Below are 22315 nucleotides of genomic sequence, written 5' to 3'. Positions count from 1 at the left end.
AAGGGCGCCTGAAGGCGCCCTTTTTTTGCAGCTGCCGAATGCCGTTGCCGCCCTCAAGGCGCGAACGGCAACTCGCGCTTGTGCTGGGTCTTGCGGTAGGTGGCGACGATGATGTCGAAGGCTTCCTGGCTCACAGATTCGCCGTGCAGGAAGGCGTCGATCTGCTGGTAGGTCACGCCGTGCGAGGCTTCATCCGGCTTGCCCGGTGCCAGGTCTTCGAGGTCGGCGGTCGGTACTTTTTCCACCAGCGCCTCTGGCGCGCCGAAGCGTCGGGCGATGCTGCGCACCTGGTTTTTCACCAGGCCAGTGAGCGGCGCGAGGTCGCAGGCGCCGTCGCCGAACTTGGTGAAAAAGCCCATCACCGCTTCGGCGGCGTGGTCGGTGCCGATCACCAGGCCGCCGCGCGCGCCGGCGATGGTGTACTGGGCCACCATGCGCATGCGCGCCTTGGTGTTGCCGAGCACGAAATCCACGTGTGCCGGGGTGCCCTCGGCCAGCGCCTGGACATTCCCGGCAAGGCCGCGCACCGCGGGGGCGATGTCGACGGTGTGCACTTCATCGGCCTTGATCACCTCAAGGCACGCCTGGGCGTCGTGTTCGTCCTGCTGCACTTGGTAGGGCAGGCGCACGGCGATGAAGCGGTAGGCGTCATCGCCGGTCTCCTTGCGCAGTTCGCTGACGGCGCGTTGCGCGAGCAGGGCGGCGGTGAGCGAATCGACGCCGCCACTGATGCCCAGCACCAGGGTTTTCAGGCGGGCATTGCCCAGGCACTGCTTGATGAAAGCCACGCGTCGGGCGACTTCTGCATCGAGTGCGGCGCTATCGGCGAACGGCGGCTGAACATTGAGTTGCTGAGCGATTTCTTGCTGAACGGCGTGCATCGGTCACCCCTTGTGCGGAACGTTGAAGACATGGCGCAAGTAATTGACGAAGTTGGCATCGCGGCACTGGGTCTTGGCCGCTTCGTCGGAGATTTTCGCTACCGGTGAGCCGTTGCAGTCGGTCATCTTCAGCACGATGCTCATCGGCGCCACGCCCGGCAGGTCGCAGGTGAGGTTGGTACCGATACCGAAGCTGACGTTGATCCGCCCGCGCAGGGTGCGGAAGATCTGCAAGGCCCGCGGCAGGTCGAGACCGTCGGAGAACACCAGGGTCTTGGTCATCGGGTCGATGCCCAGCGCCCGATAATGCGCCACCGCCTTCTCGGCCCAGACGATCGGATCGCCCGAGTCGTGGCGCAGGCCATCGAACAGTTTGGCGAAGAACAGATCGAAATCGCTGACGAACGCATCCATGGTGATGCAGTCGGTCAGGGCGATGCCCAGCACCCCACGGTACTCCCGCACCCAGCAATCCAGCGCCGCCGCCTGGCTGTCGATCAGCCGCGGGCCGAGCTGCTGGTGCGCCATGAACCATTCATGGGCCATGGTGCCCAGCGGTTTGACATCCAACTTCCAGGCCAGGTCGACGTTGCTGGTGCCGACGAAGCGCGCCGGGAAGTCATCGCGCAGCAGCTTCACCACTTCGCCCTGCACTTGGCTTGAGAAGCGCCGGCGTGTGCCGAAATCAGCCACCTGCAATTGCGCCAGCTCATCGCTGCTGGCGTTCTGGCGCAGCCAGTCGAACTTGCGCAGCAATTGCTCGCGCGCCTGATCGAGGCGCATGTCGGGGTGCAAGTGGCGATTGCGCACCTCGCTGATGATCGCCAGCAGCGGCACTTCGAAGAGGATCACATGCAGCCATGGGCCGCGGATGCGCAGGCTCAGCTGATCGTTGTCGATGCCGATGTGCAGGTAGCGCAGGTTGAAGCGGAACAGCCCGAGAAAGCGCAGGAAGTCGGGCTTGAGAAAGCTGATGCGTTCAAGAAAGCCCAGTTGCCCCTCATCGAGGGTCAGGTCGGCGAGTTGCTCGATCTGCCGGCGGATTTCCCCGAGATACGGGCGCAGGTCCTCACCATTGCGGCAGCGAAATTCCCACTCGACGTCGGCGTCCGGGTAGTTGTGCAGCACCGCCTGCATCATGGTCAGCTTGTAGAAGTCGGTGTCGAGCAGGTTATGCACGATGCGCTCGGAAAATGCGCTCTCGCTCATTGAAGGGCTCCAGGTCGGCGGCGCAGGCGAAAGGGCGCGAGCGCGCAGGGCAATGGGCGCCATTGTGCCAGTCTTTTTTCACCCTGCGTGATTCAGCATCACGCACCGCGCACAGCGAGTGCGCAGGGCGCGGCGTTGAAATGGTGCCTGCGGTGGCAGTCGTGCACCGGCTATGTGCAGTTAGGTGACGTCGCTTGTTACAGGCTGGCTGGCGGTATACCCAGCAAGGGTTGCACCGATGGCGGACATCGGTTGCGCCGCCGAGACGGCTGCGGTAGCGCCTGGCTCTGCATGGCGGGTTGCGCACCCCGCTGCGGAACGACCTGAACGCTGCCGGGGCAGACGCCCGGACTGTTTTGCATTAGTGGCAATGCCATGGCACGGCCCTTGCTCAGCTCACAGCGTTGTGAAGTCGTAGTGCCTACTAAAAAAATTCCAGGAGCACCACCTCATGTCGCACTCGTTTCCCAAGCAAGCGTTTCTGGCCGCGGCCGTTGCCATGGCCCTCGGTGTATCGTCGTATGTTCAGGCCGACGTCAAGATCGGCGTCGCCGGCCCCATGACCGGCGCCAACGCGGCCTTCGGTGAGCAATACATGAAAGGCGCGCAGGCAGCGGCCGACAAGATCAATGCGGCAGGTGGCGTCAACGGCGAGAAGATCGTGCTGGTCAAAGGCGACGATGCCTGTGAGCCCAAGCAGGCGGTGGCGGTGGCCAACCGCCTGGTCGATCAGGACAAGGTCATCGGTGTCGTCGGACATTTCTGCTCGTCCAACACCATTCCCGCCTCCGAGGTCTACGACGAAGCCGGCGTCATTGCGATCACCCCCGGCTCGACCAACCCGCAGGTGACCGAACGCGGTCTGAGCGCGATGTTCCGCATGTGCGGGCGTGACGACCAGCAGGGCGTCGTGGCCGGCAACTACATCGTAGATGTGCTCAAGGGGCAGAAGGTCGTGGTGCTGCACGACAAGGACACCTACGGCCAGGGCCTGGCCGATGCGACCAAGGCGCAGCTCGAGAAACGTGGCGTCAAACCGGTGCTGTACGAAGGCCTGACCCGTGGCGAGAAAGACTTCAGCGCCGTGGTCACCAAGATCCGTGCCGCCGGTGCCGACGTGGTGTATTTCGGTGGCCTGCACCCCGAGGCCGGTCCGCTGGTACGCCAGTTGCGCGAGCAGGGCCTGAAGGACGTCAAGTTCATGTCCGATGACGGCATCGTCACCGACGAACTGGTGGCCACCGCGGGCGGCGCGCAATACGTCAACGGCGTGTACATGACCTTCGGCGCCGACCCGCGCCTGCTGCCCGACAGCAAGGCGGTGGTCGATGAATTCCGCAAGGCCGGCACCGAGCCTGAAGGCTACACCCTATACGCCTACGCTTCGCTGCAAGCCCTGGCGGCCGCGTTCAATGGCGCCAAGTCGAACAAGGGCGAAGACGCCGCCAAGTGGCTCAAGGCCAACCCGGTGCAGACGGTCATGGGCGAGAAGAAGTGGGACAGCAAGGGTGATCTCACCGTTTCCGACTACGTGGTCTACCAGTGGGACGCCAATGGCAAGTACCACCAGCTCGACAAACAACAATAACCACGGCTGTGCCCAAGGCTGGGTAGCGGTCGAGCGTGAGCGGTCGATCAGCCTGATCGGACCACCCCGAGCAACGGCTGCGGCCACAAGGTGCAGCCCGGCTCGTTCGATCGACTGACACCCAGCCCCTTTCCTACTCGTAGATCCGCACGCCAGCCACCCTCGGCCTTGACGTGCGATCCCCTTACGCGAGATTGCGTCTTATGGATGGTATTTTCCTGCAGCAACTGGTCAACGGCCTGACCCTCGGGTCGGTCTATGGCCTGATCGCCATCGGCTACACAATGGTCTATGGCATCATCGGCATGATCAACTTCGCGCACGGCGAGGTGTACATGATCTCCGCTTACCTGGCGGCGATCAGCCTGGCATTGCTGGCCTATTTCGGGATCGAGTCGTTTCCGCTGCTGATGTTGGGCACCTTGCTGTTCACCATCGTGGTCACTGGCGTGTACGGCTTCACCATCGAACGCATCGCCTACCGGCCGCTGCGCAACTCCGCCCGGCTGGCGCCGCTGATCAGCGCCATCGGCATTTCCCTGATCCTGCAGAACTATGCGCAAATCAGCCAGGGCGCGCGCCAGCAAGGCGTGCCCACCCTGCTCGAAGGCGCCGTGCGGCTCGACGTCGGTTCAGGCTTCGTGCAACTGACCTACACCAAGATCTTCATCCTCGTCGCCGCCTTCGCCGGCATGGCGCTGCTCACCTACGTGATCAAGTACACCAAGCTGGGGCGGATGTGCCGTGCCACCCAGCAAGACCGCAAGATGGCCTCGATTCTGGGCATCAACACCGACCGGGTGATCTCCTACGTGTTCGTCATCGGGGCGGTGATGGCGGCCCTGGCTGGGGTGCTGATCACCCTCAACTACGGCACCTTCGACTTCTACGCAGGCTTCATCATCGGCATCAAGGCCTTCACCGCAGCGGTGCTCGGCGGCATCGGTTCGCTGCCCGGGGCAATGCTGGGCGGGATCATCCTCGGGGTATCGGAATCGCTGTTCTCCGGGCTGATCAACACCGACTACAAAGACGTGTTCAGCTTCTCGCTGCTGGTGCTGATCCTCATCTTCCGTCCCCAGGGCCTGCTCGGTCGCCCGCTCGTGGCCAAGGTGTGAACATGACTGTCGCCTCTACTGCTTCTTCTTCGATCGATCTCAAACGCAGTCTCATCGAAACCTTGGTCGCCGGCCTGCTGGCGCTGATCGTGTTCGGCCCAGTGGTCGGCGTGGTGCTCGACGGCTACAGCTTCAACGCCCAGCCCACCCGGGTCGCCTGGCTGGTCGGGGCGGTGATGGTCGGGCGTTTCCTGCTCAGTCTGTTCCTGCAAACCGCACCCGGCCTGCGCCTGCTGCAAGGCTTCGAGGGCAATGGCTCAGGCGTGCATGTGCGGCCGCTGGACTACAAGTCGCGGCTGCGCTACATCATTCCGGCACTGATCGTGATCGCCATCGTCTTTCCCATCTTCGCCAACAAGTACCTGCTGACCGTGGTCATCCTCGGGCTGATCTACGTGCTGCTGGGGCTGGGGTTGAACATCGTGGTAGGTCTTGCCGGCTTGCTCGACCTCGGCTACGTGGCCTTCTACGCCATCGGCGCCTACGGCCTGGCGTTGGGTTACCAGTACCTCGGGCTGGGATTCTGGAGCGTGCTGCCGCTGGCCGCCATCGCTGCGGCGCTGGCTGGGTGCATACTCGGCTTCCCAGTGCTACGCATGCACGGCGACTACCTGGCCATCGTCACCCTGGGCTTTGGCGAGATCATTCGCCTGGTGCTGAACAACTGGCTGTCGTTCACCGGCGGGCCGAATGGCATGCCGGCACCGTCGCCGACCTTCCTGGGCCTGGAGTTCGGCCGTCGGGCCAAGGATGGCGGGGTGCCGTTCCACGAGTTCTTCGGCATCGACTACAACCCCAACCTGAAATTCCTGTTCATCTACGCGGTGCTGTTCCTGGTGGTGCTGGCGGTGCTGTACATCAAGCATCGCCTGACCCGCATGCCGGTCGGGCGGGCCTGGGAGGCGCTGCGTGAGGACGAGATCGCCTGCCGCTCGATGGGCCTGAACCACGTGCTGGTCAAGCTCTCGGCGTTCACCCTGGGCGCCTCCACCGCAGGGCTTGCCGGGGTGTTCTTCGCCACCTATCAGGGCTTCGTCAACCCGTCGTCGTTCACCTTCTTCGAGTCGGCGCTGATTCTGGCGATCGTCGTGTTGGGCGGCATGGGTTCGACGGTCGGCGTGGTCATCGCCGCCTTCGTGCTGACCGTAGCCCCCGAGCTGCTGCGCAGCTTCTCGGAATACCGCGTGCTGCTGTTTGGTGTGCTCATGGTGCTGATGATGATCTGGCGTCCACGCGGACTGATTCGCATAGGTCGCACCGGGGTGCCGGTGCGCAAGGGGGTGGCGCCATGAACGACGAGATCGTGCTGTCGGTCGAGCACCTGATGATGCAGTTTGGCGGCATCAAGGCGCTCAGCGACGTCAACCTGCAAGTCAGGCGCAACCAGATCTTCGCCCTGATCGGCCCCAACGGCGCGGGCAAGACTACGGTGTTCAACTGCCTGACCGGGTTCTACAAGGCTAGCGGCGGGCGCATCGAGCTGAACGTGCGTGGCACGCCGACCAACGTCATTCAACTGCTCGGTGAGCGCTTCGAGCCTACCGATTTCGTCTCGCCTGCGCGGTTTGCCAACCGCCTGTACTACAAGATGTTCGGCGGCACCCACCTGGTCAATCGCGCCGGATTGGCGCGCACCTTCCAGAACATCCGCCTGTTCCGCGAAATGTCGGTGGTGGAAAACCTGCTGGTGGCGCAGCACATGTGGGTCAACCGCAACCTGCTGGCCGGCGTGCTCAATACCCCGGGTTACCGCAAGGCCGAAAGCGACGCGCTCGACCATGCCTTCTACTGGCTGGAGGTGGTCGATCTGGTCGATTGCGCCAATCGCCTGGCCGGCGAGCTGTCGTATGGCCAGCAGCGGCGCCTGGAGATTGCCCGGGCCATGTGTACCCGACCCAAGATCATCTGCCTGGACGAACCGGCTGCCGGTCTCAACCCGCAGGAAACCGAAGCGCTGAGCCGGATGATCCGTGTGCTGCGCGACCAGCACGACCTGACCGTGGTGCTGATCGAGCACGACATGGGCATGGTCATGAGCATCTCCGACCACATCGTGGTGCTCGACCACGGCAATGTCATCGCCGAAGGCACCCCCCAGGAGATTCGCAACAACCCGACCGTGATCGCCGCCTACCTGGGTGCCGAAGAAGAGGAAATCGTATGAGCGCAGCCATTCTCGAACTGCGTGACCTGAACGTCTTCTACGGCCCGATCCAGGCGCTCAAGGGCGTGTCGATGCACATCGACGAGGGCGAGACGGTGAGCCTGATCGGCGCCAACGGCGCGGGCAAGTCGACCTTGCTGATGTCGATTTTCGGCCAGCCGCGGGCGGCCTCGGGGCAGATTCTCTATCGCGGCACCGACATCACCCGCAAGAGCTCGCACTACATCGCCTCCAACGGCATTGCTCAATCGCCTGAGGGGCGCAGGGTGTTCCCGGATATGACCGTGGAAGAGAACCTGATGATGGGCACCATCCCCATCGGCGACAAACATGCCGATCAGGACATGCAGCGCATGTACGAGCTGTTCCCACGGCTCAAGGAACGTCGTTCGCAGCGGGCCATGACCATGTCCGGGGGCGAGCAGCAGATGCTGGCCATCGCTCGCGCCCTGATGAGTCGGCCCAAGCTGCTGCTGCTCGATGAGCCGTCGCTGGGGCTGGCGCCGATCGTGGTCAAGCAGATCTTCGCCACACTGCGCGAGTTGGCCCAGGGCGGCATGACCATCTTTCTCGTCGAGCAGAATGCCAACCATGCACTGAAGCTGTCGGACCGCGCCTATGTGATGGTCAACGGGCAGATCCGCATGAGCGGCAGCGGGCGGGAACTGCTGGCCAACGAGGAGGTGCGCAACGCTTACCTGGGTGGTCACTGAACCAGCCTGTGGACAAGCCTGCCCCGTGCAACGCTGAACGCTTTGATTTACGGGGCGTGTAGCGGTTTGTGCACAGCCGGTAAAGTTTCCACCGTTTGTGTGGAGCTGCCTGTGGAAAAGGTGGTGGCAACTGCTTGTAGCCCTTTTAAGGCAAGGGCTGCAAGCATTTGATCATTATTTGACCATATCTATCTGGAGCGTGCCGAATCGGTTGTTTATGGGTGCGGCGGACGCCTTTTCCACTGCTCTTGGCAGGTTGTGGGTAAGTCTGTGGGAAGCTCTGCGTAGCATGTGCGCTAGGGAGTGTGGGCGATTCCTTCGGCGTCGGCCTCGGGGTTTTCCACAGCCTCGTCGGGGTGGTCATGAAACTTGCCCCCAATCAGTGGGGGTAGCCTTGTGGATAACGTGCGCATAGCCTTCGCCACGCCTACTACGACGTGGCTTTCAGGCGATTGAGCATTTTTCGTACAGCGGTTGTCCGGCTTGCTGGTCGCGCCGCCTGCGGGCATGCTGCCTGGCCAACCGTTTTCGATCTGTCCAGGAGAAGCGTAATGACCGATACCGTATTCATCACCGGGGCGACCTCCGGCTTTGGCGAAGCCACCGCGCGCCGCTTCGCCCAGGCGGGCTGGAAGCTGGTGCTGACCGGCCGGCGTCAGGAACGTCTGGATGCGCTGTGTGCAGAGCTGTCGGCGCACACCGAAGTGCACGCGCTGGTGGTCGATGTGCGTGATCGCCAGGCCATGGAAACCGCCATCGCCAACCTGCCGCCGAGCTTCACCACGCTGCGTGCGCTGGTCAACAACGCAGGCCTGGCGCTGGGTGCCGATGCCGCACAGAACTGCGACCTCGACGACTGGGACACCATGGTCGACACCAACATCAAGGGCCTGATGTACACCACCCGCCTGCTGCTGCCGCGCCTGATCGCCCACGGCCGTGGCGCATCGATCCTCAACGTCGGCTCGGTCGCTGGCAACTATCCGTATCCGGGCAGCCATGTATACGGCGGTACCAAGGCGTTCGTCGGCCAGTTCTCTTTGAGTCTGCGCTGCGACCTGCGCGGCACCGGCGTGCGCGTCACCAACATCGAGCCGGGGTTGTGCGAAAGCGAGTTTTCCCTGGTGCGCTTCGGCGGTGACCAATCACGCTACGACGCCACCTACGCCGGCGCCGAGCCGATCCAGCCGCAGGACATCGCCGAAACCATCTTCTGGGTGCTCAACCAGCCCGCCCACGTCAACATCAATAACCTCGAACTGATGCCGGTGAGCCAGGACTGGGCAGGTTTTGCCATCGACCGCTCGGTCAAGGGCTAGGGTGCGGCGTCGGCGGGGCCGAGGTCACGGAACGTCTTGTTCTTGTCCAGCAACCCGCAGCTTTGCAGCAGATCGTTGACCACATCCGCCAGCAGGGCATCTTCCTTGCTGGCGGTGCGCTCAACGTAGCGCTGCAGGCTGTTCAGCAAGTCCAGCTTGCGAGTGTGCAGTGCTCTGGTCTTTTCCAGCTTGGCGCTTTTGACATGAGCCTCTGTGGCCTTAATTTCGTCGCTCAGGTGCTTTTTGACGGATTTGCTTTGCATGGGCCGTTCCTCCAAAGGAATGGCCTTACGCTAGCAAGTCCCCAGCAGCGGCGAAACTGACAAAAATATCAGTGGGCGATGGTTCCAGCCGAGTCGAGTCGCCGCAGCCCTTCGAGCGCGGTCGCCAAATGGTAGGGCGTGGTCGAGGGCATGTCGTGGCGGCTCACGGCGCCGCTGGCGTCACGGCATTCGTGCCAGCCGTGCGGATGGAAGAACAACTGCTCCAGGGCGCTGAGCTGCTCGAGCAGGCGCCCTTGGGCGTTGGGCCGTAGTACCAGCGCACGCAGGTATTCGGCCTTGGCCCAGATGCGTTGGGTGGCGTCGAGCACGCGCCCTTGCACATCGAGCATCGCAAGCACCGCGCCGCGTTCCACGCCGTGCCGCTCGGCGAAGTCGAAGGCGCGGTCGATGGCTGCGTGCAGCGGGGTGCCACGCAGCAGCGCCGAGGTTTCCAACAGATAGAACCACTCGAACTGGTGTCCTGGCTCGAACCAGTTATCCACAGTGCCGCAGGGTTTCTCCAGCATCAACCCATGCTGCGGTTCGATGAAGTGGCGGTGCAACGCGTCGCACAGTGTCAGCAGCGCCTGCTCGGTAGCGCTGTCGTCGCGTACGGCCAGCACTTGCAGGAAGGCCTCCGCCAAGTGCATCGACGGGTTTTGCAGCGGGCCAGTGTTCAGGTTCGACCAGTCTTCAGCCAGGCTTGCTTCATACAGGCCGTCCGTGCGGGCGAAACGCTGGGTGACGACTGTCAGTACGTCATCGAGCACCGCTGCCACGGCCGGTGCCTTGACCTGGCCCCAATAGTGGGCGCAGGCGAAGGCGATGAAGGCATGGGTGTAGAGGTCTTTGCGTCGATCCAGTGGCTTGCCGTTGGCATCGATGCTGTAGAACCAGCCGCCGTGCTGAGCATCATGGAAATGCCGCTGCAAGGAATCGAACAACGCCGCCGCCCGTTGCGCCGCGCCGGGCTGCTCGAGGCGACTGCTGAACAGGTACAACTGGCGGGCGCAGGCCATGGCGCGATAGCGCTTGACCGGTTCAGGACGCTGCTGGGCGTCGAGGGCCTCGAAGGGCAGCGCCAGTTCGGCGTTCCAGCCCGGCCCTTGCCACAGCGGCACGATGTGCTCGGCGAAGTGCCGGCGTACGCGATTCAGGCGCTGGCTCAGCTCGGACAGGCAGGAAAGGGCGTTGGACATGGCAGGGCTCGTGGCGATCAGGCAGGGCGCCATGGTAGCAGAACTGCCGGCGCGCTTCGTCGCCAGGGGCGCCTCAACCGGGGTTGCTCAGGCCCTGCCAGTGGCGCGCGCCGATGAAGATGAAGCGCAGTTGCTGGGCGATCTTCTCTTGCGCGCTCAGGGGTTCGGGGCACGCCGGGTCGGGGCTGTCGATCAGTTCCGGGAGGGTAGCGAAGACGGTCTTGACCACCAGATCGGCCATCATCGACAGCGCCACGTGGTCCAGGTGCTGCCAGCGCGGCATGCGCGCCAGGTCGGTGGCCAGATCCGAGCTGATGCCATGGCGCAGCCGCGCGATGGCCTGGCGTACGGCATGGGAGCCGCCGTACTGCTCGCGGGCCAGGAACAGGAACTGGGTGCGGTGCGCGGCCACCACGTCGAGGAAAATGCGCACCGAGGCGTCGGTGATGCCGCCGAGCTCGAACTCGTTGTGGCGTACGCGGCGGATGGTGTCACGGAACGTGGTTTCGACTTCGCCGACCAGGGCCAGACCCAGGGCGTCCATGTCGGGGAAATGCCGATAGAACCCGGTAGGCACGATACCCGCGCTGCGCGCCACCTCGCGCAGGCTGATGCTGCCGAACCCGCGACCACTCTGCATCAGCTCGCAGGCAGCATCGAGCAAGGCCTGACGGGTCTGAAGCTTCTGTTCGGCGCGCGGCGACATGGGCAGACTTCTGGCGAGGTACGGCAGGGCACTCTAGTGAAAAGCACGAACGCAGGTCAATGCAGGGGCAGGCTTGTGTAACCGCTTGAGCGGCGACCGGGCGGCACATCCATCGAGCCATTCGCAGGCCACGGCGCCCGGTCAGACGGTGTGACCACGCTCGATCAGCCGATCCGAACCGCCTTCGGCCACACGGTTGTTGCGCTCGATCAGCCGATCAGAACCGCCTTCGGCCACGCGGTTGTTGCGCTCGATCAGCCGATCCGAACCGCCTTCGGCCACGCGGTCGTTGCGCTCGATCAAACGATCCGAGCCACCCTCGGCCAGGCTGTTCGAAGGCTGCGCGAGCGCAGCATCGCTGGCGCGGGATTGACTGAGTAAAGGCTGCTCCTGCGCCGGCATGGCGTAGACGTTGGCGGCCAGAGCAGACAGGGCGAAGGCAAGCAGAAAAGGACGTTTCATGATCAGGGTGCTCCTTGAAGGGCGCTGAAAAGTGGGTACGTCGGCAATGCTACGCGCGCTACCCACAGACACCATTTCATTGAGCTGATGGTCACCATCGACAGGTTTGATAGTCGTTCTAACCTTCCCTTAATCAACGGTTGTACAAGGTGCGCAGCGGCGCCCACAACGCTCATCGCTGCCATTGAGGCGCGCCTGGCCAGGGGCAAGTCGCCGAGGCCTGAGGGAAAATCTTCGCTATGCTGCGGTGCAGCGATTAAACCCCCGCGCTTTTCGTCAGTCCCACTTAGCAAGAGCCGTACTTCCCGCTTGCCGAGTGCCATGACGTCAGGAGAAACCCCGCATGACGCGCCCGCTTCGAATCTTCACCTGGACCCTCGCCACCTTGCTGACCGTGGTGGCGATCCTGCTGATCATCATCGCCACCTTCGACTGGAACCGCGCCAAGCCGTTCATCAACGAGAAAGTCTCCGAAGCCTTGCACCGTCCCTTCGCCATCAACGGCAACCTGGCCGTGCACTGGCGCACCTCACCTGATGAGGGTGGCTGGCGGCGCTGGGTGCCGTGGCCGCATTTCACCGCCGAGGACATCACCCTGGGTAACCCGGAGTGGCTCAAGGAGCCGCGCATGGTCGGCCTGGAGCGGGTGGATTTTCGTCTTGCGCCGCTGCCGCTGCTGGCGCAGACCATCAGCATTCCGCGCATCGATCTGGTCAAGCCTGATGCCAGCCTGACCCGCCTGGCCGATGGCCGCGCCAACTGGACCTTCGACTTCGGCCCCAAGGATGAAAACGCTGAGCCGTCGAAATGGACCGTCGACATCGGTGCCATTGGCTTCGATCAGGGCAACGTGCGCTTCGACGACCAGACCCTCGACACCAGTGTGAAAGTGCAGATCGATCCGCTGGGCAAGCCGATTCCCTACAGCGAGATCGTCGGCAAGGCCACCGCTGAAAAAGTCGGTGGCGCACAAGACTACGCCTTCGGCTTCAAGGCCGACGGCCGCTACAAGAAGCAGCCGTTCTCGGCCACCGGCAAGATCGGCGGCCTGTTGGCCTTGCAGGAGGCCAACCAGCCGTTCCCGCTGCAGATCGACGCACGCGCCGGTGACACCCGCGCGCGGGTTGCCGGCACCTTGACCGACCCACGCAACCTCGGTGCGCTGGACTTGCGGCTGCGCCTGTCAGGCAAGAGCCTGGGTAATCTCTACCCGCTGACCGGCGTGACCCTGCCGGACACCCCGCCGTACTCCACCGATGGCCGGCTCAAGGCCAACCTGCATGCTGCCAACGGCGCCACCTACGACTACCAGGGCTTCAACGGCAAGATCGGTGACAGCGACATTCACGGCGATCTGGGTTATGTCGCCAGCCAGCCGCGGCCCAAGCTGTCGGGCAAGCTGGTGTCCAATCAACTGCTGTTCAAGGACCTGGCGCCGCTGATCGGTGCCGACTCCAACACCGAACAGAAGGCCCGCGGCGGCGCCAGCAAGCAGCCTGCCGACAAAGTGCTGCCGGTCGAGGAGTTCCGCACCGAGCGCTGGCGGGTCATGGATGCCGATGTCAGCTTCGATGGCAAGCGCATCGTGCACAGCGAGCAACTGCCGTTCAAAGATCTTTCAGCCCATGTGGTGCTCGACGATGGCCTGCTGCAACTCAAGCCGCTGCGCTTCGGCGTGGCCGGTGGCAACCTCAGCAGCACCATTCGTCTGGACGGTCGCAGCACGCCCATGCAGGGTCGGGCGCAATTGACCGCGCGCGGCTTCAAGCTCAAGCAGCTGTTCCCCACCTTCGCACCGATGCAGACCAGCTTTGGTGAGCTCAATGGTGACGCCGATATCACTGGGCGCGGCAACTCGGTGGCGACCTTGCTGGGCACGGCCAATGGTGACCTGCGCATGCTGATCAACGATGGCGCCGTCAGCCGTAGCCTGATGGAAATCGCCGGCCTCAACGTGGGCAACTACATCGTCGACAAGTTGTTCGGCGACGAGGATGTGAAGATCAACTGCGCCGCTGCCGATGTGGGTATCAAGGATGGTCTGGCCAGCACTCGAGTGTTCGTGTTCGACACGGAAAACGCGATCATCTACATCAATGGCACGGCCAACTTCGCCAACGAGCGAATGGACCTGAAGATCACCCCGGAATCGAAGGGGCTGCGTTTGTTCTCGCTGCGCACACCGCTGTATGTGCGCGGCACGTTCGCCAAGCCCAGCGCCGGCGTGCAGGCCTTGCCATTGGCGTTGCGCGGAGCCGGCATGGTCGCACTGGGTGTAGCCGTCGGACCGGCTGCGGGCCTGCTGGCGCTGATCGCCCCAGGCGACAGCGAAGACAACCAATGCACCCCGCTGCTGCAACAGATGAAAGCCGGCAAGGCGCCGGCGGCGGTCAAGGGCAAGCAGTGACGAGGCAGACGTGTACTCTTCACGAACACAAAAAAGGGCGCCATCTGGCGCCCTTTTGCTGCATCACAATCAGCCTTGTGGCAGATCAAAGACCGTTGAGCAGGTCGGCCATGTCGTCGGCGTGCTCTTCTTCCTGGGCCAGGATGTCTTCCAGGATGCGGCGAGTGGTAGGGTCTTTATCGCCGATGTACTGCACGACTTCGCGGTAGCTGTCGATGGCGATACGCTCGGCGACCAAGTCCTCCAGGACCATCTCCTTGAGGTTCGTGCCAGCGACATATTGAGCGTGGGAGTTCTTGCTCAGGAGATCGGGGTTGAATTCCGGCTCGCCCCCCAGTTGCACGATGCGTTCGGCAATCTTGTCAGCGTGCGCGGCTTCCTGATTGGCGTGCTCGAGGAATTCCTCGGCGGCGACATTGGCCTTGATGCCATCTGCCATGAAGTAATGGCGCTTGTAGCGAAGCACGCACACCAACTCAGTTGCCAGCGCCTCGTTCAGCAGCTTGATGATCTCTTTGCGATCAGCGCTGTAGCCTTCGGTGACGGCGCCGTTCTCGACGTGCTGGCGGGCGCGGGCGCGCAGGGTTTCTTTATCGGTCAGTTCAACATTGCTCATAGTGTTCTCCAAAACAGTCAGGAATCGGTTCAGGTTGAATCAGCGGAGGGCTTAGGCGCCTGGGGTGGCGCGGCGTTCCTCTTCACGTTGTTTGCAGGTCTTGAAGCCTTTGGCATCGACATGGCCAGTGACATCGAAGCGCACGTAATAGGGTTGCTGCTGACCCTCATGGTTGAGGATGTAGTCATTGCAGGTGCCGCCGTTGGGCAGATCGATCACACTGGAGGGGCTGCCGCCGATGGCGATGACCTTCTGCATGGTCATGCCGTCCTTGACGTGCTTGACCAGCGGTTCATTGCGGTAGGTGACATGGTCCACCGGGTTCTCCGGGTGGCTGCTACAGGCGGCCAGGGAGGCACCAACCAGAAGAAGTGCGAGCGTCTGTTTGATCATGGGGTCCGGCTCCGTGCATAAGGTCTGTTTTGCTTGGAACCGCAGGCATTCGCGGGAGTTCGATTTGCGATCGATGTCTGGCCGTCAAGTCGTATGACTGCACATGACTGCCGTTAGCTGTTGCAAAACTTGTCTACACTCATTCGCATCGCGGCGCGCCGTGCGCAGCGTTTCGGGAGAGCCCTCGTCATGAAGATGATCACCGTGCCTCTGTTGCTGCTCGGCCTTTCACTCAGTGCCAGCACGTTCGCCGCCACCCCCCAGCAAGAGAAAATGAAATCCTGCAACGCCCAGGCCAGCGGGCAGTCGCTCAAGGGCGATGAGCGCAAGGCGTTCATGAGCCAGTGCCTGAAAGCCAAGCCCGCGACTCAGCAGGAAAAGATGAAAACCTGTAACGCCGATGCCAGCGCCAAGACCCTCAAGGGTGACGAGCGCAAGGCGTTCATGAGTGATTGTCTGAAGAAGAAATGACGCGATCGGCAGCGCAGCACGGCGGCTGTAGCGCGCATTGCCGGCATGCGCAGCAGGGCACTACGCCAGTATCGGGTCGGCGGCGCGCAGGCTAACCCGCACCGCTTGCTGTTTTTGTCGCAAGAAGGCTGGCAGACTGCGGGTCTTTTCTGCTGTCTGCCGCCGAGGCTGTATGACCTTCACCCCCCGCCAGATCACCATTGCCAGTTGGATCATCGTGTTTGCCGGCCTGCTGCTGGCCCTGCCCCTGAAATTGCTGCCCAGCCTGCTCGCCGGCCTGCTGGTGTTCGAGCTGGTCAACATGCTCACCCCGAGGTTGCAGCCACTGCTGGCCGGACAACGCGCCCGTTGGCTGGCGGTGGCGCTGCTCGGCACGTTGGTGGTGCTGACCCTGAGCTTGCTGATCGCCGGGGCGTTCAGTTTCCTCTTGCACGAAGCAGAGAACCCCGGCGCCTCGCTGGACAAGTTCATGGCCCTGGTCGACCGCGCCCGGGGGCAGTTGCCGCCCTTCATCGACGCCTACCTGCCGGCCAGCGCCGCCGAGTTCAAGGTGGCCATCGGCGACTGGCTCAAAGGGCATTTCAGCGAGTTGCAACTGGTTGGCAAGGGCATGGCGCACATGTTCGTGACCTTGCTGATCGGCATGATCCTCGGTGCTATCGTCGCCTTGCAGCGCCTGCCCGACATTTCACGGCGCAAGCCACTGGCAGCGGCGTTGTTCGAGCGCCTAAGCCTGCTGGTACAGGCGTTTCGCAACATCGTCTTCGCGCAGATCAAGATTTCCCTGCTCAACACCGCCTTCACCGGCGTCTTCCTGGCGGTGGTATTGCCGCTGTTCGGCGTGCACCTGCCGCTGACCAAGACGCTGATCGTGCTCACCTTCCTGCTTGGCCTGCTGCCAGTGATCGGCAACCTGATCTCCAACACCCTGATCACCATCGTCGGGCTGTCGTTGTCGATCTGGGTGGCGATGGCGGCGCTGGGTTACCTGATCGTCATCCACAAGGTCGAGTACTTCCTCAACGCACGCATCGTGGGTGGGCAGATTCGCGCCAAGTCGTGGGAGTTGCTGCTGGCGATGCTGGTGTGCGAGGCGGCGTTCGGCCTGCCGGGGGTGGTGGCCGGGCCGATCTACTACGCCTATTTGAAAAGTGAGCTACGGCGCATCGAGCTGGTGTAGGGGCCGCATGGCGGCCCCAGTGGCTCAGATGACCGGATGCAAGCCATACGCCGCCAGTTGCTCGACGCTGCCGCGGTGTTCGATCAGGCGCGGGTCGTTGAGCGGCAGGCGCTGGCCCAGTTCACTTTCCAGAATCGCCTGCAACTTGACCCGGTTGACCTTGCCGTCGGCCTCGACTGCCGGGCGCAGTTTTTCCGGTGACACCTGCGCGGTGGTGCCGTCGGGGTAGTAGATCGCGCCGGTGGCAAAGTCGACGCCCAGGGCGAGCAGGCCCGGAATCACATAGAACAGGATGCCGATGGCGTCGAGGGCGACGATCACCGGGTCGACCTTGCCGTCGATCTGGCCGCGGCGGTCGGGGTAGAACAGCGTGCCGCAGGCGGTGAGCTGGGTCAGCAAGGTGGCGATGACGGCGCCGCCGATGATGCGGGAAGGAATACGCATGTGGATCTCCGGATGAAAAGCCGCAACGGGTCCGGTGCAGAGCCGGCGTCGAGCGGTAGGACCATGGCCAGGGCTGGCCAGTTCGCCGTTATACTCCCAGCCCCGCCCGAGGACCACCATGATTTCACTACCGATTGATGCCGTTCTGCCAGCTTTGCGCGAGGCGTTGAGCCAACGCCATGAAGTGGTGCTCGAAGCACCGCCTGGCGCCGGCAAGACCACCCGCGTGCCGCTGGCCCTGCTCGATGAGCCCTGGCTGGCCGGGCAGACCATCGTCATGCTCGAACCGCGTCGCCTGGCCGCCCGTGCGGCTGCCGAGCGCATGGCCAGCGAGCTGGGCGAAGCGGTCGGTGAAACGGTCGGTTACCGCATTCGCCTGGACAGCAAGGTCGGTCCGAACACCCGCATCGAGGTGGTCACCGAGGGCATTCTCGCCCGCCGTCTGCAGGAAGACCCGTCGCTGGACGGCGTCGGCCTGGTGATTTTCGATGAGTTCCACCTGCGCAACCTCGATGCCGACCTGGCTCTGGCGCTGACCCTCAATGGACGCGCCATGCTGCGCGACGACACCCTGCTGAAAGTGCTGCTGATGTCGGCCACCCTGGAAGGCGAGCGGCTGTCGCGCTTGCTCGATGACGCGCCGGTGGTCACCAGCGAAGGGCGCATGTTCCCGGTCGAAACGGTATGGGGCGCGCCGTACCAGGCCGGTGAGTGGGTCGAGCAGCGGGTGGTCGGCACCTGCCTGGAAGCCTTGGCCGAACAACCGGGCAGCGTGCTGGTGTTCCTGCCCGGCCAGGCAGAGATTCGCCGGGTCGAGCAGGCACTGAGCGAGGCCCTGGGCGAGTGCCGCGACATTGTTCTGTGCCCGTTGCACGGCGAGTTGGGCCTGGATGCCCAGCGCGCGGCTATCCAGCCGGCGCCTGTGGGGCTGCGAAAGGTGGTGCTGGCCACCAACATCGCCGAAACCAGCGTGACCATCGACGGTGTGCGGGTGGTCATCGACGCGGGCCTCGAGCGCGTACCGCGCTTCGATCCGCGCAGCGGCATGACCCGCCTGGATACCCAGCGCATCTCCCGCGCAAGCGCCACCCAGCGCGCCGGGCGGGCGGGGCGTGTCGAGCCGGGCGTGTGCTATCGGCTGTGGTCGCAGGCCCAGCACGAGCAATTGCCAGCCTATACCGCGGCGGAAATCCTCCAGGCCGATCTCGCCGGGCTGGCCTTGCAGCTGGCCCGCTGGGGCGTGCAGCCCGATGAGCTCAAGTGGCTCGACGCGCCGCCCAGCGCCGCCTTCGCCCAGGCCCGTGACCTGCTGCGCCGCCTCGGCGCACTGGCCGAAGGTGGCCACCTCAGCCGCCACGGCCAGGACATGGCGCAACTGCCGGCACACCCGCGCATCGCCCACCTGTTGCTGCGCGGCCAGGCGCTGGGGCTGGGGCCGTTGGCCTGTGATCTGGCCGCGTTACTCGCTGAGCGCGACATCCAGCGCGGCGCCGGTGCGGATATCCACAGCCGCCTGGCGCTGCTGGGCGGTGAACAACGCGCCCAGCGTGGCGAGCAGGGTGGCGTGCAGCGCGCCCGGCAGCTGGCGCGCCAGTACCGCGGCCAGTTGCGCGGCGCGGCCAAGGCCAGCGTGGCCGACCCGCAAGCGCCGCGCTGGGTCGGTGCACTGCTGGCCTTTGCCTACCCCGACCGCATTGCCCAGCAACGCCGCGATGGCGGCGGCGAGTACCGCCTGAGCAATGGCCGCGCGGCGCTGTTCGCCAGCCCCGACGCACTGATGAAACACCCCTGGCTGGTGATCGCCGACCTCGGCAGCCGCCAGGGCCAGCGTGAGGAGCGCATCTACCTGGCCGCCGATTTCGACCCGGCGCTGTTCGACGACGTGCTGGCCGACCAGGTGAGCGTGGTCGACCAACTGGACTGGGATGAACGCGAAGGCGTGCTGCGCGCCGAGCGTCAGCGCAAGGTCGGTGAACTGGTGCTTTCCACCGCGCCACTGAGCAACCTGGACAGCGCCGCGCGCAGCCAGGCGCTGATCAACTACGTGCGCCGCAGGGGCCTGGAACTGCTGCCGTGGACCCCGGAGCTGCGCCAGTGGCAAGCCCGCGTGGCCTTGTTGCGCAGTCTGGATGAAGCCGGCCCGTGGCCCGATTTAAGCGACGCAACGTTGCTCGCCAGCCTCGAAGACTGGCTTGCGCCCTACCTGGAGCGGGTCAGCCGGGTCAGCCATTTCGCCCAGCTCGATCTTTCATCGATCGTGCGCAACCTGCTGCCCTGGCCGCTGCCCCAGCAACTCGATGTCCAGGCGCCAATCAGCGTGCAGGTGCCGTCGGGTTCCAGCATCCGCATCGACTACAACGAACACCCCCCGGTGCTGGCCGTACGTTTGCAAGAACTGTTCGGCCTAGAGCAGACCCCGCGCATCGCCCAGGGCAGGCAAGTACTGACCCTGCACCTGCTGTCGCCAGCGCGAAGGCCGGTGCAGGTGACCCAGGACCTGGCCAATTTCTGGCGCAGCACTTATGCCGAGGTGAAAAAAGACCTCAAAGGTCGTTATCCGAAACACTACTGGCCGGATGATCCACTGGTCGCCGAAGCCACTGCCAGAGCCAAACCGCGCAAAACCTGAAAGGGCAAGTTGCTTGCAATTGGTGATAAATGATTGCATCTAGCCACTATCTTGCCTGTTTCAAATATGAAACTCACAGCCAGCTTTGCGCTACTATCCGGCAACTCGTCGACCGGATGGACCTGGCACATGGCGCACCGAATCATCGTCGCGGATGACCACCCGCTGTTTCGTGAAGGGATGTCGAACATCGTTCAGCGCCTGCTGCCCGGCGCGGTGATCGAACAGGCCGCCACCCTGGATGACGTGCTGAACCTGGCGCGCGCAGGGGCGGAGGTCGATTCGCTGATGCTCGATCTGCGTTTCCCCGGCATGACCTCGCTGCACGTCATCGGGCAACTGCGTGAAGAGTTTCGCCGCACCTCGATCATCATCGTGTCGATGGTCGAAGACCTCGAGGTGATCGCCCAGGTGATGGCCCAGGGCGCCGATGGCTTCATTGGCAAGAATGTCGACCCTGCCGGCATCGCCAAGGCCATCAGCGCCATCCGCGAGGGTGAGCTAGTAGTGCAGTACAACGCCGAGCACCCGCTGCACGACCCGGGTCCTGACCCGCTTACCGAGCGCCAGCGGCAGGTGCTCGGGTTGATCGCCGTGGGCAAGACCAACAAGGAAATCGCCAAGGATCTGGGCATTTCTCCTTTCACTGTGCGTATTCATGTGTCCACCCTGCTCAAATCGTTGGGCGTGCCCACCCGCGCGGCGGCCGCAGCGCAGTTCGGGCACGTACCAGGCGTTACCGGCGCAGCGCGACAGATCAATCCGTGAAGCACTATGGATAACGGCCAGTTGCCGCTAAAGCCCGACTCTGACCTGCCGACTTCGTCGGGGCGCGCCACGCCGCGAAAGCCTTGCCCGAACAGGATGTTCACCATGGAAAAGAACAGCGAACTCGACCAAGCCACCTTGCGCCTGATCGTCAGTGCCTGCGCGTTGTTGTATGTCCTGGCGCTGATTGCGCTGCACCCGGCCAGTGCCGCGAACTACTACGCCATCGTCACCTATATCGTCACCTTCATCGTCGCTTCGGTGTTTCTGCGCATGGCGATCAAGCGCTGGGCGGGGCACTTCTTCTGGCGCCGTCTGTTGTCGATGCTGCATGACTATGTCGGTACCGGCTTCACCCTGGCGCTGGGCGGCGAATATGCCTTGCCAATCTACGCCGTGCTGCTGTGGGTGACCCTGGGCAACGGCATGCGCTTCGGCTCGCAGTACCTGGCGATTGCCACGGTGATCGCGCTGGCGACGCTGATGGCGGTGTTTCTCTTCGACCCTTACTGGCGCGCCCAGCCCTTCGTCATGCTGACCCTGTGCGTGACCACCATCGTGGTGCCGGCCTACGCCCACGTGTTACTCAAGCGCACCCGCGTAGCGTCGCAGGAAGCGATTGCCGCCAACCAGGAGAAGTCGCGCTTCCTCGCCCAGGCCAGCCATGACCTGCGCCAGCCGATCCACGCCATCGGCCTATTCACCGCCTGCCTGCGCGACGCCCGTCTGGGGCAGGACGAGCTACGCCTGGTGGACAATATCGATCGCTCCCTGCACACCGTCTCGCAACTGTTTCGCTCGATTCTCGACCTCTACACCCTCGACAACGGCCGTCTGCAACCCGAGGCCCAGGCGGTCGACCTCGGCGCGCTGCTGGAGGATGTGCTGCGGCAGAACACCGAGGCGGCGCGCTGGGCGGGTGTCGAACTGCGCCTGCGGCCCTGCCGGTACTGGGTCTGGGCCAATCCGGGGCTGCTCACCACCATGGTGCAGAACCTGCTGTCCAATGCGCTCAAATACGCCCCTGGCAAGCCAGTGCTGCTCGCCGTACGCCGTCAGGGCAATGGCTTGGCGGTGGTCATCCACGACCAAGGCCCGGGCATCGCCGAAGAACATCTGCCGCAACTGTTCAAGGAGTTCTATCGGGTACGCCAGGTGCGCGACAAGGACGTCGAGGGTCTGGGCCTGGGTTTGCCCATCGTGCAGCGCATCGGCCAGTTGCTCGGGCTTGCCGTGGCGGTGGACTCACGCCTGGGCCGCGGTACGCGGGTGAGCATTCGCGGTTTGCAGCGCATCGAGCCAAGGAAGCCGGTAGTACGCCCGCCGAGCGTGCCCGAGCAACTGCGTGGCCTGCGCGTGTGCCTGGTGGACGACGATGCCAGCGTACTGCGCGCGACCTCGGCGCTGCTGGAGAAATGGGGCTGCGTGGTAGAGGCGCACAGCGATGGCCTGAATGTCACCAGCGGCTGCGACATCATCATTGCCGACTTCGACCTGGGGACGAAGATTTCCGGTGCCGAGTGCATCGCGGCGATTCGTCAGCAGCGCGGTTGGCAGGTGCCGGCGATGATCATGACCGGCCATGAAATCGAGCGTATCCGCCGCCTGGTCGAGAGCCTCGATATCTGGGTGCTGGCAAAGCCGGTGCGGCCACCTGAATTGCGTGCGGTGCTGCTCGAGCAGGTCAAGGTGATGGCCGAGCAACGCGCGCCAATGCTGTGAAGGCGTGAGCGCAGTAGAGCACCGCGCTCGCAGCCAGGAGGACTGAAGGGCGGCCAGAACGGC

General features: G+C 63.8%; 20 protein-coding genes and 1 pseudogene. 12 read left to right on the top strand and 9 right to left on the bottom strand.

The features are described from left to right. Positions 1-53: 53 nt before the first annotated feature. Positions 54-881: an ammonia-dependent NAD(+) synthetase gene (gene nadE / locus LK03_RS03025; protein WP_038411009.1), complete on the bottom strand. Its 828-nt coding sequence runs from the start codon at positions 879-881 to the stop codon at positions 54-56. Positions 882-884: 3 nt separating this feature from the next. After that, complete coding sequence (gene pncB / locus LK03_RS03020) at positions 885-2090, bottom strand: nicotinate phosphoribosyltransferase (RefSeq protein WP_038411008.1); 1206 nt, start codon at positions 2088-2090, stop codon at positions 885-887. A gap of 451 nt (positions 2091-2541) precedes the next feature. On the opposite strand from pncB, the gene LK03_RS03015 reads away from it, so the two are divergent. The 6 genes from LK03_RS03015 to LK03_RS02990 all read left to right on the top strand — a co-directional run bounded on the left by LK03_RS03015 (position 2542) and on the right by LK03_RS02990 (position 8992). Beyond that, the gene (locus tag LK03_RS03015) at positions 2542-3678 is read left to right on the top strand and encodes a branched-chain amino acid ABC transporter substrate-binding protein (protein WP_038411007.1); all 1137 of its coding nucleotides are present in this window, start codon (positions 2542-2544) and stop codon (positions 3676-3678) included. 203 nt (positions 3679-3881) lie between these two features. After that, on the top strand, positions 3882-4796 hold the full coding sequence (locus LK03_RS03010; protein WP_038411006.1) for an ABC transporter permease subunit: 915 nt from the start codon (positions 3882-3884) through the stop codon (positions 4794-4796). A 2-nt stretch (positions 4797-4798) separates the two neighbouring features. Next, positions 4799-6088, top strand: a complete 1290-nt coding sequence (livM, locus tag LK03_RS03005) for a high-affinity branched-chain amino acid ABC transporter permease LivM (RefSeq protein ID WP_038411005.1) — start codon at positions 4799-4801, stop codon at positions 6086-6088. Further along, complete coding sequence (locus tag LK03_RS03000) at positions 6085-6960, top strand: ABC transporter ATP-binding protein (RefSeq protein WP_038411004.1); 876 nt, start codon at positions 6085-6087, stop codon at positions 6958-6960. The genes livM and LK03_RS03000 overlap by 4 nt, the downstream gene beginning before the upstream one ends. Then, on the top strand, positions 6957-7673 hold the full coding sequence (locus LK03_RS02995) for an ABC transporter ATP-binding protein (RefSeq protein WP_038411003.1): 717 nt from the start codon (positions 6957-6959) through the stop codon (positions 7671-7673). Before LK03_RS03000 ends, LK03_RS02995 begins: the two co-directional genes overlap by 4 nt. Before the next feature lie 551 nt (positions 7674-8224). Then, on the top strand, positions 8225-8992 hold the full coding sequence (locus LK03_RS02990) for an SDR family oxidoreductase (protein ID WP_038411002.1): 768 nt from the start codon (positions 8225-8227) through the stop codon (positions 8990-8992). On the opposite strand, the gene LK03_RS02985 is transcribed toward LK03_RS02990, so the two are convergent. From LK03_RS02985 to LK03_RS02970, 4 genes and pseudogenes are all read right to left on the bottom strand, one after another. Next, on the bottom strand, positions 8989-9255 hold the full coding sequence (locus LK03_RS02985) for a hypothetical protein (protein WP_038411001.1): 267 nt from the start codon (positions 9253-9255) through the stop codon (positions 8989-8991). The two genes, LK03_RS02990 and LK03_RS02985, sit on opposite strands and share 4 nt — an antisense overlap. 68 nt (positions 9256-9323) lie before the next feature. Beyond that, a complete protein-coding gene (locus LK03_RS02980) occupies positions 9324-10454 on the bottom strand; it encodes an AGE family epimerase/isomerase (protein ID WP_038411000.1) in 1131 nt (376 codons plus the stop codon). Between the two features lie 73 nt (positions 10455-10527). Next, the gene (locus tag LK03_RS02975) at positions 10528-11160 is read right to left on the bottom strand and encodes a TetR family transcriptional regulator (protein ID WP_038410999.1); all 633 of its coding nucleotides are present in this window, start codon (positions 11158-11160) and stop codon (positions 10528-10530) included. A gap of 144 nt (positions 11161-11304) precedes the next feature. Next, positions 11305-11622: pseudogene (locus LK03_RS02970) on the bottom strand (phage infection protein); the annotation flags it as partial. Positions 11623-11965: 343 nt separating this feature from the next. Between LK03_RS02970 and LK03_RS02965 the strand changes: the two are divergent. Beyond that, complete coding sequence (locus LK03_RS02965; protein ID WP_038410998.1) at positions 11966-14029, top strand: AsmA family protein; 2064 nt, start codon at positions 11966-11968, stop codon at positions 14027-14029. Positions 14030-14114: 85 nt separating this feature from the next. Here LK03_RS02965 and LK03_RS02960 read toward each other — a convergent pair whose 3' ends face one another. Together LK03_RS02960 and osmE are read right to left on the bottom strand one after the other, a co-directional pair. Next, on the bottom strand, positions 14115-14645 hold the full coding sequence (locus tag LK03_RS02960) for a ferritin-like domain-containing protein (protein ID WP_038410997.1): 531 nt from the start codon (positions 14643-14645) through the stop codon (positions 14115-14117). A gap of 51 nt (positions 14646-14696) precedes the next feature. After that, positions 14697-15038 (bottom strand): osmotically-inducible lipoprotein OsmE, encoded by a 342-nt coding sequence (gene osmE / locus LK03_RS02955; protein WP_038410996.1) that lies wholly within the window; start codon positions 15036-15038, stop codon positions 14697-14699. 189 nt (positions 15039-15227) lie between these two features. On the opposite strand from osmE, the gene LK03_RS02950 reads away from it, so the two are divergent. Together LK03_RS02950 and LK03_RS02945 are read left to right on the top strand one after the other, a co-directional pair. Then, positions 15228-15509 (top strand): PsiF family protein, encoded by a 282-nt coding sequence (locus tag LK03_RS02950; RefSeq protein WP_038410995.1) that lies wholly within the window; start codon positions 15228-15230, stop codon positions 15507-15509. Positions 15510-15681: 172 nt separating this feature from the next. Beyond that, positions 15682-16689 carry an AI-2E family transporter gene (locus LK03_RS02945; protein WP_038410994.1) on the top strand — a complete coding sequence of 336 codons (1008 nt, stop codon included), beginning with the start codon at positions 15682-15684 and terminating at the stop codon, positions 16687-16689. Between the two features lie 24 nt (positions 16690-16713). Here LK03_RS02945 and LK03_RS02940 read toward each other — a convergent pair whose 3' ends face one another. Further along, positions 16714-17133 carry a hypothetical protein gene (locus LK03_RS02940; protein WP_038410993.1) on the bottom strand — a complete coding sequence of 140 codons (420 nt, stop codon included), beginning with the start codon at positions 17131-17133 and terminating at the stop codon, positions 16714-16716. Positions 17134-17251: 118 nt separating this feature from the next. Here LK03_RS02940 and hrpB point away from each other — a divergent pair, with 118 nt between their 5' ends. The 3 genes from hrpB (at position 17252) to LK03_RS02925 (ending at position 22252) form a co-directional block, all read left to right on the top strand. After that, a complete protein-coding gene (hrpB, locus tag LK03_RS02935; RefSeq protein WP_038410992.1) occupies positions 17252-19762 on the top strand; it encodes an ATP-dependent helicase HrpB in 2511 nt (836 codons plus the stop codon). A gap of 129 nt (positions 19763-19891) precedes the next feature. After that, positions 19892-20530, top strand: a complete 639-nt coding sequence (locus LK03_RS02930) for a response regulator transcription factor (protein WP_038410991.1) — start codon at positions 19892-19894, stop codon at positions 20528-20530. Positions 20531-20635: 105 nt separating this feature from the next. Continuing rightward, on the top strand, positions 20636-22252 hold the full coding sequence (locus LK03_RS02925) for an ATP-binding response regulator (RefSeq protein WP_038410990.1): 1617 nt from the start codon (positions 20636-20638) through the stop codon (positions 22250-22252). Positions 22253-22315 lie beyond the last annotated feature (63 nt).

The sequence above is a fragment of the Pseudomonas cremoricolorata genome (assembly GCF_000759535.1).
GTDB lineage: Bacteria > Pseudomonadota > Gammaproteobacteria > Pseudomonadales > Pseudomonadaceae > Aquipseudomonas > Aquipseudomonas cremoricolorata_A.
This window is presented reverse-complemented; position numbering and strand designations above follow the sequence as displayed.

What these genes read in the sequence shown, in the direction of transcription:
- LK03_RS03010 (WP_038411006.1), top strand. Translation starts at nt 3,882, where the DNA reads ATGGATGGTATTTTCCTGCAGCAACTGGTCAACGGCCTGACCCTCGGG.
- LK03_RS02995 (WP_038411003.1), top strand. Translation starts at nt 6,957, where the DNA reads ATGAGCGCAGCCATTCTCGAACTGCGTGACCTGAACGTCTTCTACGGC.
- LK03_RS02980 (WP_038411000.1), bottom strand. Translation starts at nt 10,454, where the DNA reads ATGTCCAACGCCCTTTCCTGCCTGTCCGAGCTGAGCCAGCGCCTGAAT.
- LK03_RS03015 (WP_038411007.1), top strand. Translation starts at nt 2,542, where the DNA reads ATGTCGCACTCGTTTCCCAAGCAAGCGTTTCTGGCCGCGGCCGTTGCC.
- nadE (WP_038411009.1), bottom strand. Translation starts at nt 881, where the DNA reads ATGCACGCCGTTCAGCAAGAAATCGCTCAGCAACTCAATGTTCAGCCG.
- LK03_RS02960 (WP_038410997.1), bottom strand. Translation starts at nt 14,645, where the DNA reads ATGAGCAATGTTGAACTGACCGATAAAGAAACCCTGCGCGCCCGCGCC.
- LK03_RS02930 (WP_038410991.1), top strand. Translation starts at nt 19,892, where the DNA reads ATGGCGCACCGAATCATCGTCGCGGATGACCACCCGCTGTTTCGTGAA.
- LK03_RS02985 (WP_038411001.1), bottom strand. Translation starts at nt 9,255, where the DNA reads ATGCAAAGCAAATCCGTCAAAAAGCACCTGAGCGACGAAATTAAGGCC.
- osmE (WP_038410996.1), bottom strand. Translation starts at nt 15,038, where the DNA reads ATGATCAAACAGACGCTCGCACTTCTTCTGGTTGGTGCCTCCCTGGCC.
- hrpB (WP_038410992.1), top strand. Translation starts at nt 17,252, where the DNA reads ATGATTTCACTACCGATTGATGCCGTTCTGCCAGCTTTGCGCGAGGCG.
- LK03_RS02965 (WP_038410998.1), top strand. Translation starts at nt 11,966, where the DNA reads ATGACGCGCCCGCTTCGAATCTTCACCTGGACCCTCGCCACCTTGCTG.
- LK03_RS02945 (WP_038410994.1), top strand. Translation starts at nt 15,682, where the DNA reads ATGACCTTCACCCCCCGCCAGATCACCATTGCCAGTTGGATCATCGTG.
- LK03_RS02925 (WP_038410990.1), top strand. Translation starts at nt 20,636, where the DNA reads ATGGAAAAGAACAGCGAACTCGACCAAGCCACCTTGCGCCTGATCGTC.
- LK03_RS02940 (WP_038410993.1), bottom strand. Translation starts at nt 17,133, where the DNA reads ATGCGTATTCCTTCCCGCATCATCGGCGGCGCCGTCATCGCCACCTTG.
- livM (WP_038411005.1), top strand. Translation starts at nt 4,799, where the DNA reads ATGACTGTCGCCTCTACTGCTTCTTCTTCGATCGATCTCAAACGCAGT.
- LK03_RS03000 (WP_038411004.1), top strand. Translation starts at nt 6,085, where the DNA reads ATGAACGACGAGATCGTGCTGTCGGTCGAGCACCTGATGATGCAGTTT.
- LK03_RS02990 (WP_038411002.1), top strand. Translation starts at nt 8,225, where the DNA reads ATGACCGATACCGTATTCATCACCGGGGCGACCTCCGGCTTTGGCGAA.
- pncB (WP_038411008.1), bottom strand. Translation starts at nt 2,090, where the DNA reads ATGAGCGAGAGCGCATTTTCCGAGCGCATCGTGCATAACCTGCTCGAC.
- LK03_RS02975 (WP_038410999.1), bottom strand. Translation starts at nt 11,160, where the DNA reads ATGTCGCCGCGCGCCGAACAGAAGCTTCAGACCCGTCAGGCCTTGCTC.
- LK03_RS02950 (WP_038410995.1), top strand. Translation starts at nt 15,228, where the DNA reads ATGAAGATGATCACCGTGCCTCTGTTGCTGCTCGGCCTTTCACTCAGT.